Here is a 14,172-nt window from a genome sequence, read left to right as displayed (position 1 = left end):
AAAAATATCAGTGGTACGCCACATTTATTGATGGATAAGAGCGCGCGCTGAGCACCCCGGATCGCACCAAAAGCAAACGCACCGCACTGCCGCGGCGCATTATGTGGCATACCATCTTTTAGCGAGGAAAGAGCGCCCAGCGACGCTCGACGCCAGGCGTTGCCCAGCATTCATCGATGCGTTAGGGCTTGCTCAGAGATCCAGCACCAGGCGCGCGCAAGCCGCGCCCGAGCAGCAGATCATCATGGTTCCGAGTTGCGCATGGGCCTGCGCCGAACGAACGCTGTCACGGTGCAGCGGCGTGCCCTCCAGCACCTTCACTTCGCAGGCGCCGCAGAGGCCCTGTTCGCAGGAGTACATGACGTCGACGTCCGCATCGCGCAGGACATCGAGCACGCTTTCGCCCGCCTTCACGTCGAGCTCGCGCCCGGACCGGGCGAGCACGACGGTGAAATCCCCTTCGCTCGGCGGCGGAGCCTCGGCGGCCTTGAAGCGCTCCACGCGCACACGCTCCGGAGCCCAGTCCTGGGTCAATTGGTCCAGCTCCGCGATCATGCGTTCCGGGCCACAGCAGTAGATCCGCGCCTGCACTGCTGCATCGGCCAGCACCCGCGCCAGGGGTAGCGCCGTTGTCCGCTCTGCACTGCGCGAGTAATGCAGGCTGACCTGTGGATCATCCACCAGCTCCCGGTGAAACAGCGCCTGCTGCGGGCCCTTGCACCAGTAGTGCAAATGCACCGGAACCTGGCGGGCGCGCAGCTCGCGGTACATCCCATAGAGGGGCGTGATGCCGATACCGCCCGCCAGCAGCAACACCGGTGTCGTACCTTCTTCGAGCGCGAAGAGATTCCGTGGCCGGCCGATCTGGAACACCCCGCCGACCCGCGCGCTGTCGTGCAACCATCGGGATGCGCCACGGCCCGCAGCCTCGCGCTTCACCGCCACCACGTAGTGCTCGGCACTGCATAGCGTGCTGATCAGCGAATACTGGCGAATTTCCCCGCCGGGCAGTACCAGGTCGAGATGCGCGCCCGCCGTGACCGCCTCGCACCCCGCCCCGTCCGTGGGGGCGAACTCGTAGAGCAGGATGTCTTCGGCGCCATAGCGCATCGCGACCAGGCGTGCCTCGCGGCGCTCAGATGGTTCCATAGTTGATCCCCATGCTCCGCAGCCAGGCGCGGTACTTCATGCCCAGCAGGTCGGTACGATGGTGCAGCTCCTGGCGCAGGTCGGTGGGAATGCGCTCCGGGCGCTGGGTATCGACGATCCAGGCGTCCTGCTCGTAGACCAGGTCCTGGCGCCGCCGCACGTCGGCGTCGCTCGGCAGCGGATCGAAGTTCACCGCGCAACAGATGCGCACGATGCTTTCCGTCTCGCTCACCTGCTGCATGGTGAAGAAGGTGCAGAAGCGGTCGTTGTCGTTGCCTTCGTGTGCCCGCGCCGGATCGCTGATCACCACGCGCTTCTTGAAGTAGGCCACGCCCGGGCGCAGGCATTTGTAGGCGTAGTAGGCGATCACCGGAATCTCGCGGGGGTCGCCATAGGGCTGGGTGACGCGCACCTCGGAGGTCGCCAGGCCGCCATTTTCCTCCCAGACCTCGTAGGCCCCGATGGGGTCCGGATCGTCCAGCAAACCGTTCACACCGGCATGCACGAAGGGGAAATGGGTGGGATCGATGAAGTTCTCCAGCGCCCGGTAGCCGGACTTGAAGGTGTAGGGTCCGCACACGACCTTCTTGTAGCTGGCGTCGTCCCACTCGGGAAACGCGGGAATCTCGTGCTCCGGCTCACCGATGCAGGCCCACACCAGCCCGTAGGCTTCTCGCACGTGATGGGCCACGGCCTTGGCTTTCTTCATCGGCGTTTCGTCGGGAGAGGCCGGGATCAGCGTGCATTGCGCCGTACCGTCGTAGTTCCAGCCATGGTAGGGACAGACCACGCGGTCATTGGCGATGAAGCCTTTCGACAGCCGAGCGCCGCGGTGAATGCACAGGTCCTCCCAGACATGCGCCGCACCGCTGGCATCGCGCCACAGCACCAGGTCGCGATCGAACAGCGTGGTCGGCACCAGCTTGCCCTCGATCAGCTCCTCGCTGCTGGCCACCACGTGCCAGTCGTTCAGCAGGGCCGGCGCCAGGGGCGCATCGAGTGAGTTGAGGTGTTCTCTGCAGTTCATCAGTCTGTTCCTTTTCATCGGTCTTGATGAGCATGGCCGCCGAATGCCAGGCACGGCCCCGGATGCACTCGACGGAAGATTTGACGCGGTGTTCGGCAAGGCGCTGTCGCGCTGCTCGCTGTGGTGTTCCCGCAGACGACCGCAAACGGCAGCCATCATCTGCTGCCCATCCTGGGCGGGTGCTGCCAGCGCCCATGGCGTTCGACGCAAGAACCGAACCACTGCCGCCTCGTGGCGGCCGTGGAATCCGACACCTGCAAAAGCAAGTGGTATGCCACGTTTAATGCTGAGTTAAAGCCATCCGGCCGCGGGCCTTGCGCCCGGGTCGTTACAGTCCAGCACCGGACAAGCGCCTCAGCCCAGGAGACGTCGGCCAAGCCCGGCAAAGGCGGCATGCTTGCCACAAGACGACGCACAAATTAGGTGGCATGCCTCTTATTTGGGCGTCGATCCGAAGGGATTATCGAGCGAGGGCCCGAGCGCACGGCGAGTAGCGACTGGTACGGGAAATGCACCACCGCTGACCATCGTCGCCAACCGAGGGCAACTCGCCGGAACCTGCAAGCGCGGCTTCCGCATTGCGGGGCATGCCTCTGATGACATTGACATTACCGTCGCAAAGGTTTTTCTTTGCGCTCAATTAACCCCGCTGCGCTTCACGAGTCACCATGAGCACTTTCGATACTCCCGATACACAGGTCGAGCTGGATGCCGCCGTGGCCCGCTCCGCGTTGCTGGGGCGGCCCGGCTTCCTGATCCGCCGCCTGCACCAGATCCATACCAGCCTGTTTCTCGACGAGACCCGCGAGAACAACATCACGCCGGTGCAATACAGCCTGATGACGGCGCTACACACCCACGGCGAAATGGATCAGAACACCCTCGCCCACGAGATAGGGCTGGAGCGCACCAGCGTGGCCGAAGTGATCCCACGCCTGGAGACCCGCGGCCTGCTGGAGCGACGGCAGAGCACCAGCGATCGCCGGGTGAAACGGGTCAAGCTGACCCGCAAGGGCGTGTACCTGCTGAAGAAGATGGCGGCCGGCGTCCAACGCGCCCACGACCGCACCATCGAAGGCATTCCGGAAGAACAGCGCAGCCTGTTCCTGTTGCAACTGATCAAGCTCGTCGAGGCGAACAATCACCTGGGCAGCGTGCCATTCAACCTTCCGCGCGACAAGGAATAGTCACCCGTCCTCCAGCCGTGTGCGCCGCCGGCCCGAGCGCGGAGACTGAAGCCCCGGCACCGACCCCTGCGGCGTGGCGAGATGTCGCTGCCGAATGCCTCGACAAGCCCTGGCGCACTGTGCATAGTGCGCCAGCTCACTTTTTCGCCGAGCTCTCGTTCACACTCTGGCCCACCTCATTCCGGAGCGATTGCGATGACTGAACAACGGAAGTTCCACGCATTAAGAGCCCATATCGACGAACTGTTGGCCGACGGCGCGCGTATTCTCGGACGCACGCCGCTGCGCCTGGACGTACGCGGTAACGTCTATACGGTCAGCCATGGCATGTTGATCAGCCAGGACCTGGCGGCCTGATCATCCGCCCGTCGTCAGTCCTTGGCTCGCTCGTCTCGCGGCTTGTCCCCGCGAGCATCGTCGCCCTCATCCCTGGCGGGTGCCCGCTCATTGCGCACGGTCTCCCCGTGCATCTCCGCTTCGCTGCTGGGGACGCTAGGGCTGTCCGCATCGCCTTCTTCGGAAGGCAGTGGGATGCCTTCGCCGGTGCCCATCGAACCGTTGCCCGCGGCACGATCGACCGGCGCACCGCTCTGGGATTGGGCCCAGCCCGCACCGCTGGCGAGTCCAAGGCATAGGGCGAGGATCAAGGTGCTGCGTTGCATGGGTATTCTCCTGTCCACCATGGGTAGAGGGTTGACCCCAGCCACGCGCTGACTGCGCCATCGCCGGGACCGGCGGGCTTGATCCACGGCGACCAAGCCGCCACGCTATGCCACCTCTACGCGTCCGCTGGCCCTGCGCATGTCCGATCCCGTCCACAAACCCCACCGCCTGCGCTGGCGGGGACTGTTGCTGCTGGCCTTGCTGCTGGCGCCCTTGCTGTGGCCGCTGGAACGTCTCGCCGAGCGCTACTACCGCAACGAACTGGTGGAGCAGAACGGTCAGACGCTGGATCTCTACGTGGCCAACCTGCTCGGCGTGCTCAGCCGCTACGAGGTCCTGCCCCAACTGCTCGGCGGTCTGCCGGCGCTGCAGGCGGCGCTCATAGCACCGAACGATCCCGCGCGCCGACAGGACGCCAACGAGTTGCTGCAGCGTATCAAGCGGCAGACCCGCGCCGATGTGATCTACCTGATGCTTGCCGACGGCACCACGCTGGCCGCCTCCAACTGGGACCAGGAAGACAGCTTTATCGGCCGCAACTTCACCTTCCGTCCCTACTTCCGCCAGGCGATCGCCGGCGGCCAGGGGCGCTTCTTCGGCCTGGGCACCACGTCGGGCAAGCGTGGCTACTATTTCGCCGCACCGATCCGCGATGGCAAACAGGTGCTCGGCGTACTGGTGGTCAAGGTCGACCTGGACCACACCGAGTTCCTCTGGGGCAAGACCCCGGAGCAGTTGATGGTTACCGACCATCATGGCGTGGTGATCCTCACCTCCAACCCCGACTGGCGGTTCCGCGCCACCCGCCCGCTGAGCGCACTGGAGCTCGAGCAGATCGCCGACAACCAGCCCTACCCGACCCTGGAGCCGCGCCCGCTGGAATTGGACATGAACGACTGGCTGGTGCAGACCACCGAGCTCGACCGGGTCGGCTGGCGAGCCCGGGTGCTGGTGCCCAGGGCCTTGCTGGATCGGCCGGTACGCACCGCGGTGGCCGTCGGTGGTGCGACCCTGCTGGTCTTGCTGCTGCTGCTCGGCCTGCTGATCCAGCGGCGTCGCCACTACCTGGAGCGCATCGCCCTGGATGCCGGCGCCCGGCGTGAACTGGAAAGCCGCGTCCACGAGCGCACCCGCGACCTGGAGACACTCAACAGCCGCCTCAAGGAAGCGGTGCTCGAACGCGAGCATGCCCAGCAGGAGCTGGTACGCACCCAGGACGAACTGGTCCAGGCCGGCAAGCTGAGCGCCCTCGGCACCATGAGCGCCAGCATCAGCCACGAGCTGAACCAGCCGCTGGCGGCGATCCGCAGCTATGCCGAGAACGCCGCGACCCTGCTCGACCATGGCCGCAGCGAAGACGCCCGCGGCAATCTGAAGCTGATCGGCGAGCTCACCGGACGCATGGCCTCGATCATCGCGCACTTGCGCGCCTTCGCCCGGCGCGACCGTCACGCCCCGGAGAGCGTCGCCCTGCAGCCGGCGCTGGAAGATGCCCTGGCGCTGGTCGCGCAACGTCGCCGGGCGCTGGACGTCGAGCTGATCCGCGACCTGCCGGATGCACCGCTGTGGGTGCAGGCCGGCGAGACACGCCTGCGGCAAGTGCTGGCCAACCTGCTCGCCAATGCGCTCGATGCCCTCTCCGAGCGCGCCACGCCACGCCGCTTGTGGCTGTCGGCCAAGTGGGATGCACAAAGCATCGAACTGCATTTGCGCGATAATGGCCCGGGCTTCTCCAAGGACGCACTGGAGCATGCCCGCGAACCCTTCTTCACGACCAAGACCAGCGCCCAGGGGCTGGGGCTGGGCCTGGCCATCTGCGATACGCTGGTGCGTGCGTTTGGCGGCGAACTGGTCTTCGGCAACCATGCCACCGGCGGCGCCGAGCTGCGCCTGCGCCTGTTGCGCGCCGAACCTGGCGTGGACCCCCACCCTCCCGAGGACACCGCATGACCCTCACCGCCATCGACGCCCGCGCCCAGGTGCTGCTGATCGACGACGACGTACATCTGCGCCAGGCCCTGGCTCAGACCCTGGACCTCGCGGGCCTGCGGGTACAGAGCCTGGCCGATGCCCAGGGCCTGGCCGAGTGCTTGCCACAGGACTGGTCCGGTGTGGTGGTCAGCGACATCCGCATGCCCGGCATCGACGGGCTGCAACTGCTGCGCAGCCTGCACGAGAACGACGCCGAGTTGCCCGTGCTGCTGATCACCGGGCACGGTGACGTCCCGCTCGCGGTGCAGGCGATGCGCGCGGGCGCCTACGACTTCCTAGAGAAGCCCTTCGCCAACGAACACCTGCTCGACTCGGTGCGCCGCGCCCTGGAAATGCGCCGCCTGGTGCTGGAGAACCGCAGCCTGCGCATGGCCCTGGCCGATCGCCGCGAGCTGTCCGGGCGCCTGCTCGGACAATCCCCGGCAATGGCCCGGCTGCGCGAGCAGGTCGGCGCATTGGCGGCGACCCAGGCCGACGTGCTGATCCTCGGTGAGACCGGCGCCGGCAAGGAGGTGGTCGCACGCGCCCTGCATGAGTTGTCCAATCGGCGCAGCGGGCCCTTCGTCGCGATCAACGCCGGCGCGCTCGCCGAATCGGTGGTGGAAAGCGAACTCTTCGGCCATGAGGCCGGTGCCTTCACGGGCGCGCAAAAGCGCCGAGTCGGCAAGTTCGAGCACGCCAATGGCGGCACCCTGTTCCTCGACGAGATCGAGAGCATGAGCCTCGACGTGCAGGTCAAGCTGCTGCGCCTGCTGCAAGAGCGCTCGGTCGAACGCATGGGCTCCAACCAACTGATCCCGCTGGACATCCGCGTGGTCGCGGCGACCAAGGAGGACCTGCGCAAGGCGGCCGACGCCGGACGCTTCCGCGCCGACCTCTACTATCGGCTGAATGTCGCGCCGCTGAGCATCCCGCCGCTGCGCGAGCGTGGCGAGGATGCCCTCCTGCTGTTCCAGCACTTCGCCGAGACCGCCGCCAGCCGCCATGGCCTGCCGCCGCGGACCCTGCAACCCGGGCAGCGCGCGCAACTGCTGCGCCATGCCTGGCCAGGCAACGTGCGTGAACTGCAAAACGCCGCCGAGCGTTTCGCCCTGGGGCTGGGCCTGGCGCTGGATGGGCAGGCGCCGCTGGAGCAGGGCCATCACGCGGGAGGTCTGAACGAACAGGTCGAGGCCTTCGAGCGCTCACTGATCGCCGCCGAACTGACGCGCCCACACACCTCGCTACGCAGCGTCGCCGAGGCGCTCGGTCTGCCGCGCAAGACGCTGCATGACAAGATGCGTCGTCTGGGCCTGAGCGGCCCGGATACTGGCGGAATTACGCCAGACGATAACGACTGATTTGGCGACATTTCGCCACATCGCGGCGGCACCCGGCCTCGCCCAAGATGCTCAGTTCCCGCTGTAGAGCGCTCCGCGCCGGATTGACGCAGACTGGCACGCCGGTTGCTGCGGTTACTCGCAGTTTCCACGCCCAACAGCACACGGTCCGCTCCGGATCGGCCTAGACTGTAGCGGGATCCTGAAAAACAAACACAACAAGCAAAAGAGGTAGCATCCATGTTCAAGCAGTCCGCAAAGGCGCTGCTCTGCGCCCTGTCCCTGGGTATCGCCGGCCTGGCCAGCGCTGACCCCATCATCATCAAATTCTCCCACGTCGTCGCCGACAACACGCCGAAGGGCCAAGGTGCGCTGCTGTTCAAGAAGCTCGCCGAAGAACGTCTGCCGGGCAAGGTGCAGGTAGAGGTCTACCCGAACTCCTCGCTGTTCGGTGACGGCAAGGAAATGGAAGCGCTGCTGCTGGGCGACGTGCAGATCATCGCGCCGTCGCTGGCCAAGTTCGAGCAGTACACCAAGCAACTGCAGCTGTTCGACCTGCCCTTCCTGTTCAAGGACATGGCAGCCGTGGATCGCTTCCAGAAGAGCCCCCAAGGTCAGGAACTGCTGACCTCCATGCAGAGCAAGGGCATCACCGGCCTGGCCTACTGGCACAACGGTCTCAAGCAACTGTCGGCCAACAAGCCGCTGCTCGAACCCAAGGATGCCCGTGGCCTGAAATTCCGCGTGCAGGCCTCGGCCGTGCTCGAGGAGCAGTTCAAGGCCGTGCGCGCCAACCCGCGCAAGATGAGCTTCGCGGAGGTCTACCAGGGCCTGCAGACGGGCGTGGTCAACGGTGCCGAGAACCCCTACTCGAACATCTACAGCCAGAAGATGCACGAGGTGCAGAAGTACATCACCGAGTCCAACCATGGCCTGCTGGACTACATGCTGATCACCAATACCAAGTTCTGGGACGGCCTGCCGGATGACGTCCGCGGTGAGCTGTCGAAGATCGTCGACGAAGTCACCGTCGAGGTGAACAAGCAGGCCGACGAGCTGAACCAGCACGCCAAGCAGCAGATCCTCGATGCCGGCACCACCGAAATCCTGACCCTCACTCCGGAGCAGCGCAACGAATGGCGCGAAGCCATGCAGCCGGTGTGGAAGAAGTTCGAGGGTGAGATCGGTCCGGACCTGATCAAGGCCGCCGACGCCGCCAACCAGTAATCATCCGCGAAGCCACGGGTACGCCCGTGGCCAACGAAGACGCCGCGCCCCGGCTGGGGCGCGGCGTTCGCGGCGCCGCTTGTTGCCGGCCGCCTCTTTCCTGTCCCTGATCAGATTTCCGGGAGACCCACATGAATGCCTTGCGGCAGTTATGGGACCGCTTCGAAGAAGCCGCGATCGCTTTTCTTCTCGCGGCAATGACGCTGGTGACCTTCACCTACGTCATGCTCAACAACCTCTATAGCGTGTTCTACTGGTTCGGCGACCAGTCCGATACCACCGCCGATTTCTTCTTCGCCATTGGCGACCATATTCTCGAGTGGGCCCAGGCGATGACCTGGAGTAGCGCTCTTACCCGCGCCCTGTTCGCCTGGCTGATCTTCCTCGGCCTGGCCTATGGCGTGCGTACCGCCGGTCACATCGGCGTCGATGCCCTGGTCAAGCTCACCCCGCGCCCGGTGCAGCGCATCATCGGCGTGATCGCCTGCCTGTTCTGCCTGGGCTACGCCGGCCTGCTGGCCACCGCCAGCTACGAGTGGGTGGCGACCCTGTTCAGCGCCGGCATCGGCGCCGAGGACCTGGGCCACTTTGGCGTCCAGCAATGGATGATCGGCATGATCGTGCCCATCGGTTTCAGCCTGGTGTTCATTCGCTTCGCCGAGATCCTGGTGCGCATCCTGCGCGGCCAGCAGACCGGCCTGGGCCTGGCCGACGAGGCCGCCGAAGCGGTGAAGCTCACCGAGCACGAGGAGCGCAAGTAACATGACCATCCTGTTCCTCTTCCTCGCGCTGTTCGCGCTGATGTTCATCGGCGTGCCCATCGCCGTCTCGCTGGGCCTGGCCGGTTCGCTGACGATCATCTTCTTCAGCCCTGATTCGGTACGCTCGCTGGCGATCAAGCTGTTCGAGACGTCCGAGCACTACACCCTGCTAGCGATTCCGTTCTTCCTGCTCGCCGGTGCCTTCATGACCACCGGTGGCGTGGCGCGGCGCCTGATCGACTTCGCCAACGCCTGCGTCGGCCACATCCGTGGTGGCCTGGCCATCGCCGCCGTGCTGGCGTGCATGCTATTCGCCGCGTTGTCGGGTTCTTCGCCGGCGACCGTCGCCGCGGTCGGCTCCATCGCCATCGCCGGCATGGTCCGCTCGGGCTATCCGCAGGCCTTCGGCGCCGGCATCGTCTGCAACGCAGGGACCCTGGGCATCCTCATCCCGCCGTCGATCGTGATGGTGGTCTACGCCGCGGCCACCGAGCAGTCGGTCGGCAAGCTGTTCATGGCCGGTGTGATCCCCGGCATCCTGCTTGGCCTGGTACTGATGGTGGCGATCTACCTGGTCGCGGTGAAAAAGAACCTGCCGGCATTGCCGCGCGCCTCGCTGCGCGAATGGCTGACCGCCGCTCGCCGTGCGGTGTGGGGCCTGCTGCTGATGGTGATCATCCTCGGCGGCATCTACTCGGGCATGTTCACTCCGACCGAGGCCGCCGCTGTGGCCGCCGTTTACTCAGCCTTCATCGCGCTGTTCGTGTACAAGGACATGACCATCCGCGAAGTGCCGAAGGTACTGCTGGAGTCGGGCAAGCTGTCGATCATGCTGATGTTCATCATCGCCAACGCGATGCTGTTCGCCCATGTGCTGACGACCGAGCAGATTCCCCAGCAGATCACCGCCTGGGTCATCGAGGCCGGCCTGCAGCCCTGGATGTTCCTGCTGGTGGTGAACGTCGTGCTGCTGGTGGCGGGCGCCTTCATGGAGCCCTCGGCGATCATCCTGATCCTTGCACCGATCCTCTTCCCCATCGCCATTCAACTGGGCATCGACCCGATCCATCTGGGCGTGATCATGGTGGTGAACATGGAGATCGGATTGATCACCCCGCCGGTGGGCCTGAACCTGTTCGTCACCTCGGCGGTGACCGGCATGACCCTGCCGCAGGTGATTCGCGCCGCCACGCCCTGGCTGCTGATGCTGCTGGGCTTCCTGATGGTGATCACCTACGTACCGGCCGTGTCCCTGGCACTGCCCAACTGGTTGGGCATGCCCTGACCGGAACAACCGGTTGCCTGCATTTTCGCCCGGCCTAGCGCCGGGCTTTTTATTGCCTGGCCGCCCAGCGCGCGGCCACGCCCGCCAGGAAAGCGGCCCGGAAAAAGAAAAACCCCGCCGAAGCGGGGTTTAGTGATGCTTACATCCCTGATCATCCACCAATCCGTGGTGGCCATCCTCGTTCTGTCCTTGGGCTCTTCCGTGCGCCCTGATTCTTCCGTGTGCGCTTCCTGCGCGATGTCCTTGGAGCACAGGTTATCCAGATGCCGGGGTTCGGCCTAGACGCACAATGCCACCACGTCGTGTAAGCCATGGCTTACACGACGCGAACGACTCAGAACTGCGCCTCGTCCAGGGCGTAGAGTGGTTCGGCCCCCGCCTCCACCGCCAGGCACAGCGACTCCATGCGCGGCAACAGGCGTGCGAAGTAGAAACGCGCAGTGGCCTGCTTGCCACGCCCGAACTCATCATCGCCCGCCGCCGATGCCATGCGTGCCCAAAGATAGGCGTAGGCGACGTAGCCAAAGGCATGCAGATATTCGACCGAAGCGGCACCGATCTCCGCCGGATCATCCTTGGCGCGCTCCAGCACACCGGCCGTCACCCCGTCCAGGCGCTCGATCGCACGACGCAGCGGCTCGGCGAATTCACCCGCCGCGGAAGCGGCATACTCATGCACCTCGGTGGAGAACAACCGGTAGAACTCGCCACCGTTGCCGACCACCTTGCGGCCCATCAGGTCCAGCGCCTGGATGCCGTTGGTACCCTCGTAGATCTGCGTGATGCGTACATCACGCACCAGCTGTTCCTGGCCCCATTCACGGATGTAGCCGTGACCGCCGAAGACCTGCTGGCCATGCACGCAGGTCTCCAGCCCCAGGTCGGTGAGGAACGCCTTGGCGACTGGCGTCAGCAGTGCCACCAGCGCTTCGCCACGGGAGCGCTGCTGCGGGTCCTCGCTGTACTTGGCCAGGTCCAGTTGCATCGCCACATAGGTAGAGAAGGCTCGCCCGCCCTCGTTGAAGGCCTTCATGGTCAGCAGCATGCGGCGCACGTCGGGGTGGCCGATGATCGGGTCGGCCACCTTGTCCTTGGCCAGCGGACCGCGCGGCGAACGGCTCTGCAGGCGCTCGCGGGCATACTCCACGGCGCTCTGGTAGGAGCGTTCGGCGGCGGCCAGGCCCTGGATGCCCACGCCCAGACGCTCGTAGTTCATCATGGTGAACATCGCCGCGAGGCCCTTGTTCGGCTCGCCGACCAGCCAACCGGTGGCGCCGTCGAAGTTCATCACGCAGGTCGCCGAGGCCTTGATGCCCATCTTGTGCTCGATCGAGCCGCAGGCGACCGCGTTGCGTGCACCGATCGAGCCGTCTTCCTCGACCAGGAACTTGGGAACCAGGAATAGCGAGATGCCCTTGGGACCCGGCGGGGCATCGGGCAGCTTGGCGAGCACCAGATGGATGATGTTCTCGGTCAGGTCGTGCTCGCCGCCGGTGATGAATATCTTCGTGCCGCTGATGCTGTAGCTGCCGTCGGCCTGGGGCTCCGCGCGCGTGCGGATGATCCCCAGGTCGGTGCCGGCGTGGGGCTCGGTCAGGCACATGGAGCCCGCCCAGGTGCCGGCATAGAGGTTGGGCAGGTACTTCTCGCGCAGGGCATCGCTGGCATGGGCGTTGATCGCCAGGCAGGCGCCGGATGTCAGCATCGGGTAGAGACCGAAGGACAGGTTGGCCGAGTTGACCATTTCCTCGACCAGCGCGCCGATCACCTTGGGCATGCCCATGCCGCCGAAATCCGGATTGCCACCGACCCCGACCCAGCCGCCTTCGGCATAGGCCCGGTAGGCTTCGATGAAACCGGCCGGCGTGGTGACCACGCTGTCCTGCCAGTGGCACCCCTCTTCGTCACCGCTGCGGTTGAGCGGTGCGATCAGTCCACCGGTGACCTTGCCGGCTTCCTCGAGAATGGCCTCGGCGGTTTCGCCGTCGACCACCTCAGCCAGGGCCGGCAGCTGCGACCACAGTTGCGGCAGGGCGAAAACGTCGTTGAGCAGGAAGCGCATGTCGCGCAGGGGGGCGTGATAATCAGCCATGGTGCGGACCTCCGAGGACGGCAGACGGCCAGTGGCCGGGAAGCCCTTGAGTCTAGCCGAACACGCCAACAGAGCCATAGGTTCATGTTGTGACCGAAAAGTTCTGCGCGTTCCCGCTCAGCTTGTCACCCGCACGGCGCCGCTGCGATTCGCGCCATGCACGAAGACACGATCACGACCCGCGCTCTTCGCGCCGTAAAGTGCCTGGTCGGCCGCTTTCACCACCGCCTCCGGCGTACGCTGGCGTTCGCTGCGCTCGGCCACGCCGATGCTGATGGTCACGGAAACCTCCACGGCCTCCCCGCTCGCCTTGCCCCGCAGTTCACGCCCCTCGCGAGCGCCACTCGGTCGACGCTCGCGATCACGCAACTGGATGCGATAGTTGGCCACGACCCGGCGCACCCTTTCCAGATGTGCGAGGCATTCATCCAGGTCACGCCCAGGAAACAGCAGGGTGAACTCCTCGCCGCCCCAACGATAGGCGCGCCCTCCGCCGCCCACCCGACGCAACTGCGCGGCGACCAGCTTCAGCACCTGGTCACCGACATCGTGCCCATGGGTATCGTTGAAACGCTTGAAGTGATCGACGTCGCACATGGCGATGACGTACTGCCGGGGCAGTCGCTGCAGCCGCTCGTTCAGCGCGCGCCGCCCCGGCAATCCGGTGAGCTCGTCGCGATAGGCCATCAGGTATGCCTCATGGGCCAGCGCGGCGACCAGCGCGAGCATACCCAGGCTGGTCATTGCACCCAGCGCATGGGGCAGCAGGAAGATCCGCGGCCACATCCAGAACATCCCCGCCAACACAACCAGGCAGGCCGCATGCAACGGCCTCGGCGCACGCAGGTATTGAATGACCAGTGCCAACAGCACGCCGATATAGGCAAAGACCGCCAACTGCCCCACGCCCATCCAGCGGCCATAGAGCGTCGGCCAGGGGGCATCAGCGAGCAGCGCCACCCATCCGGGGGAATGGGAGTTCCCCACTGCCGAAGCCAGCCCCAACACGCCCCCAAGCACCGCCGCACGCAGCAGCAGGTCCTGCAGCAACTGGCTACGCTCGCGCCAGCAGGCGTAGAGCCCGTAGAGCAACGGCAACAGCAGACTGCCCAGGTGGTAAATCAGTGCCGCTTGAGGCCCAGGCACACCCTGGCTGCGATACAGGTCTATCTGGTCGTCGAGCAGGTAATAGGCGAGATACAGCGAAACCAGCAGGGCCGCCTCGCGCACACGGGCGTAGGCCAGGCACAACAGGCCACCGAGCAATAGCGCGAGGGTCGGCAGCACATTGAACAGCGAGACGAAGAACTCGCTCAGGCGGGGTAGCAGCGCCACCACGACCGCGGCGGCGACCAGCGCCAAAGGCACGAGGAAATGCTGCAGTCTGGGGGGAGCCGATTTCGGCACGCGCTGTAACGCTCGGAGGAGGGAGACAAGCTCGTCATATTGACATCATCTTGAGCTGGGGCG

The 14,172-nt window shown here is 65.4% G+C and carries 12 protein-coding genes; 7 read left to right on the top strand and 5 right to left on the bottom strand.

Features of this window, described 5'->3' with window-relative positions:
• Window positions 1–192: 192 nt before the first annotated feature.
• Both ACYRGX_RS05080 and ACYRGX_RS05075 read right to left on the bottom strand, forming a co-directional pair.
• The gene (locus ACYRGX_RS05080) at window positions 193–1,149 is read right to left on the bottom strand and encodes a PDR/VanB family oxidoreductase (RefSeq protein WP_473055530.1); all 957 of its coding nucleotides are present in this window, start codon (window positions 1,147–1,149) and stop codon (window positions 193–195) included.
• The gene (locus tag ACYRGX_RS05075) at window positions 1,136–2,176 is read right to left on the bottom strand and encodes a Rieske 2Fe-2S domain-containing protein (RefSeq protein ID WP_473055529.1); all 1,041 of its coding nucleotides are present in this window, start codon (window positions 2,174–2,176) and stop codon (window positions 1,136–1,138) included. Before ACYRGX_RS05075 ends, ACYRGX_RS05080 begins: the two co-directional genes overlap by 14 nt.
• A gap of 668 nt (window positions 2,177–2,844) precedes the next feature.
• Here ACYRGX_RS05075 and ACYRGX_RS05070 point away from each other — a divergent pair.
• Window positions 2,845–3,363: a MarR family winged helix-turn-helix transcriptional regulator gene (locus tag ACYRGX_RS05070; protein WP_473055528.1), complete on the top strand. Its 519-nt coding sequence runs from the start codon at window positions 2,845–2,847 to the stop codon at window positions 3,361–3,363.
• Window positions 3,364–3,558: 195 nt separating this feature from the next.
• Window positions 3,559–3,720 carry a hypothetical protein gene (locus ACYRGX_RS05065; RefSeq protein ID WP_473055527.1) on the top strand — a complete coding sequence of 54 codons (162 nt, stop codon included), beginning with the start codon at window positions 3,559–3,561 and terminating at the stop codon, window positions 3,718–3,720.
• 14 nt (window positions 3,721–3,734) lie between these two features.
• Here ACYRGX_RS05065 and ACYRGX_RS05060 read toward each other — a convergent pair whose 3' ends face one another.
• A complete protein-coding gene (locus ACYRGX_RS05060; protein WP_473055526.1) occupies window positions 3,735–4,025 on the bottom strand; it encodes a hypothetical protein in 291 nt (96 codons plus the stop codon).
• Between the two features lie 139 nt (window positions 4,026–4,164).
• Here ACYRGX_RS05060 and ACYRGX_RS05055 point away from each other — a divergent pair, with 139 nt between their 5' ends.
• From ACYRGX_RS05055 to dctM, 5 genes are all read left to right on the top strand, one after another.
• The gene (locus ACYRGX_RS05055; RefSeq protein WP_473055525.1) at window positions 4,165–5,976 is read left to right on the top strand and encodes a sensor histidine kinase; all 1,812 of its coding nucleotides are present in this window, start codon (window positions 4,165–4,167) and stop codon (window positions 5,974–5,976) included.
• The gene (locus tag ACYRGX_RS05050) at window positions 5,973–7,358 is read left to right on the top strand and encodes a sigma-54-dependent transcriptional regulator (protein WP_473055524.1); all 1,386 of its coding nucleotides are present in this window, start codon (window positions 5,973–5,975) and stop codon (window positions 7,356–7,358) included. Before ACYRGX_RS05055 ends, ACYRGX_RS05050 begins: the two co-directional genes overlap by 4 nt.
• Before the next feature lie 219 nt (window positions 7,359–7,577).
• Window positions 7,578–8,564 (top strand): C4-dicarboxylate TRAP substrate-binding protein DctP, encoded by a 987-nt coding sequence (gene dctP, locus ACYRGX_RS05045; protein WP_473055523.1) that lies wholly within the window; start codon window positions 7,578–7,580, stop codon window positions 8,562–8,564.
• Between the two features lie 131 nt (window positions 8,565–8,695).
• Entirely contained in the window at window positions 8,696–9,325 is a 630-nt protein-coding gene (locus ACYRGX_RS05040; RefSeq protein WP_473055522.1) for a TRAP transporter small permease, read from the top strand.
• Window position 9,326: 1 nt separating this feature from the next.
• Complete coding sequence (gene dctM / locus ACYRGX_RS05035) at window positions 9,327–10,610, top strand: C4-dicarboxylate TRAP transporter large permease protein DctM (protein ID WP_473055521.1); 1,284 nt, start codon at window positions 9,327–9,329, stop codon at window positions 10,608–10,610.
• A 334-nt stretch (window positions 10,611–10,944) separates the two neighbouring features.
• Here the strand turns inward: dctM and ACYRGX_RS05030 are convergent, their stop codons facing one another.
• Window positions 10,945–12,702, bottom strand: coding sequence for an acyl-CoA dehydrogenase C-terminal domain-containing protein (locus ACYRGX_RS05030; protein WP_473055520.1), 1,758 nt, complete (start codon window positions 12,700–12,702; stop codon window positions 10,945–10,947).
• A gap of 117 nt (window positions 12,703–12,819) precedes the next feature.
• Window positions 12,820–14,109: a GGDEF domain-containing protein gene (locus ACYRGX_RS05025; protein WP_473055519.1), complete on the bottom strand. Its 1,290-nt coding sequence runs from the start codon at window positions 14,107–14,109 to the stop codon at window positions 12,820–12,822.
• Between the last annotated feature and the right edge of the window lie 63 nt (window positions 14,110–14,172).

This window comes from Pseudomonas sp. R4-15, assembly GCF_055768815.1.
Note: the sequence above shows the minus strand (reverse complement) of the source record. Positions and strands in the feature narration are given on the sequence as shown.

Coding starts and splice junctions, on each gene's coding strand:
- ACYRGX_RS05080 (WP_473055530.1), bottom strand. CDS start 1,149: ATGGAACCATCTGAGCGCCGCGAGGCACGCCTGGTCGCGATGCGCTAT.
- ACYRGX_RS05075 (WP_473055529.1), bottom strand. CDS start 2,176: ATGAACTGCAGAGAACACCTCAACTCACTCGATGCGCCCCTGGCGCCG.
- ACYRGX_RS05070 (WP_473055528.1), top strand. CDS start 2,845: ATGAGCACTTTCGATACTCCCGATACACAGGTCGAGCTGGATGCCGCC.
- ACYRGX_RS05065 (WP_473055527.1), top strand. CDS start 3,559: ATGACTGAACAACGGAAGTTCCACGCATTAAGAGCCCATATCGACGAA.
- ACYRGX_RS05060 (WP_473055526.1), bottom strand. CDS start 4,025: ATGCAACGCAGCACCTTGATCCTCGCCCTATGCCTTGGACTCGCCAGC.
- ACYRGX_RS05055 (WP_473055525.1), top strand. CDS start 4,165: ATGTCCGATCCCGTCCACAAACCCCACCGCCTGCGCTGGCGGGGACTG.
- ACYRGX_RS05050 (WP_473055524.1), top strand. CDS start 5,973: ATGACCCTCACCGCCATCGACGCCCGCGCCCAGGTGCTGCTGATCGAC.
- dctP (WP_473055523.1), top strand. CDS start 7,578: ATGTTCAAGCAGTCCGCAAAGGCGCTGCTCTGCGCCCTGTCCCTGGGT.
- ACYRGX_RS05040 (WP_473055522.1), top strand. CDS start 8,696: ATGAATGCCTTGCGGCAGTTATGGGACCGCTTCGAAGAAGCCGCGATC.
- dctM (WP_473055521.1), top strand. CDS start 9,327: ATGACCATCCTGTTCCTCTTCCTCGCGCTGTTCGCGCTGATGTTCATC.
- ACYRGX_RS05030 (WP_473055520.1), bottom strand. CDS start 12,702: ATGGCTGATTATCACGCCCCCCTGCGCGACATGCGCTTCCTGCTCAAC.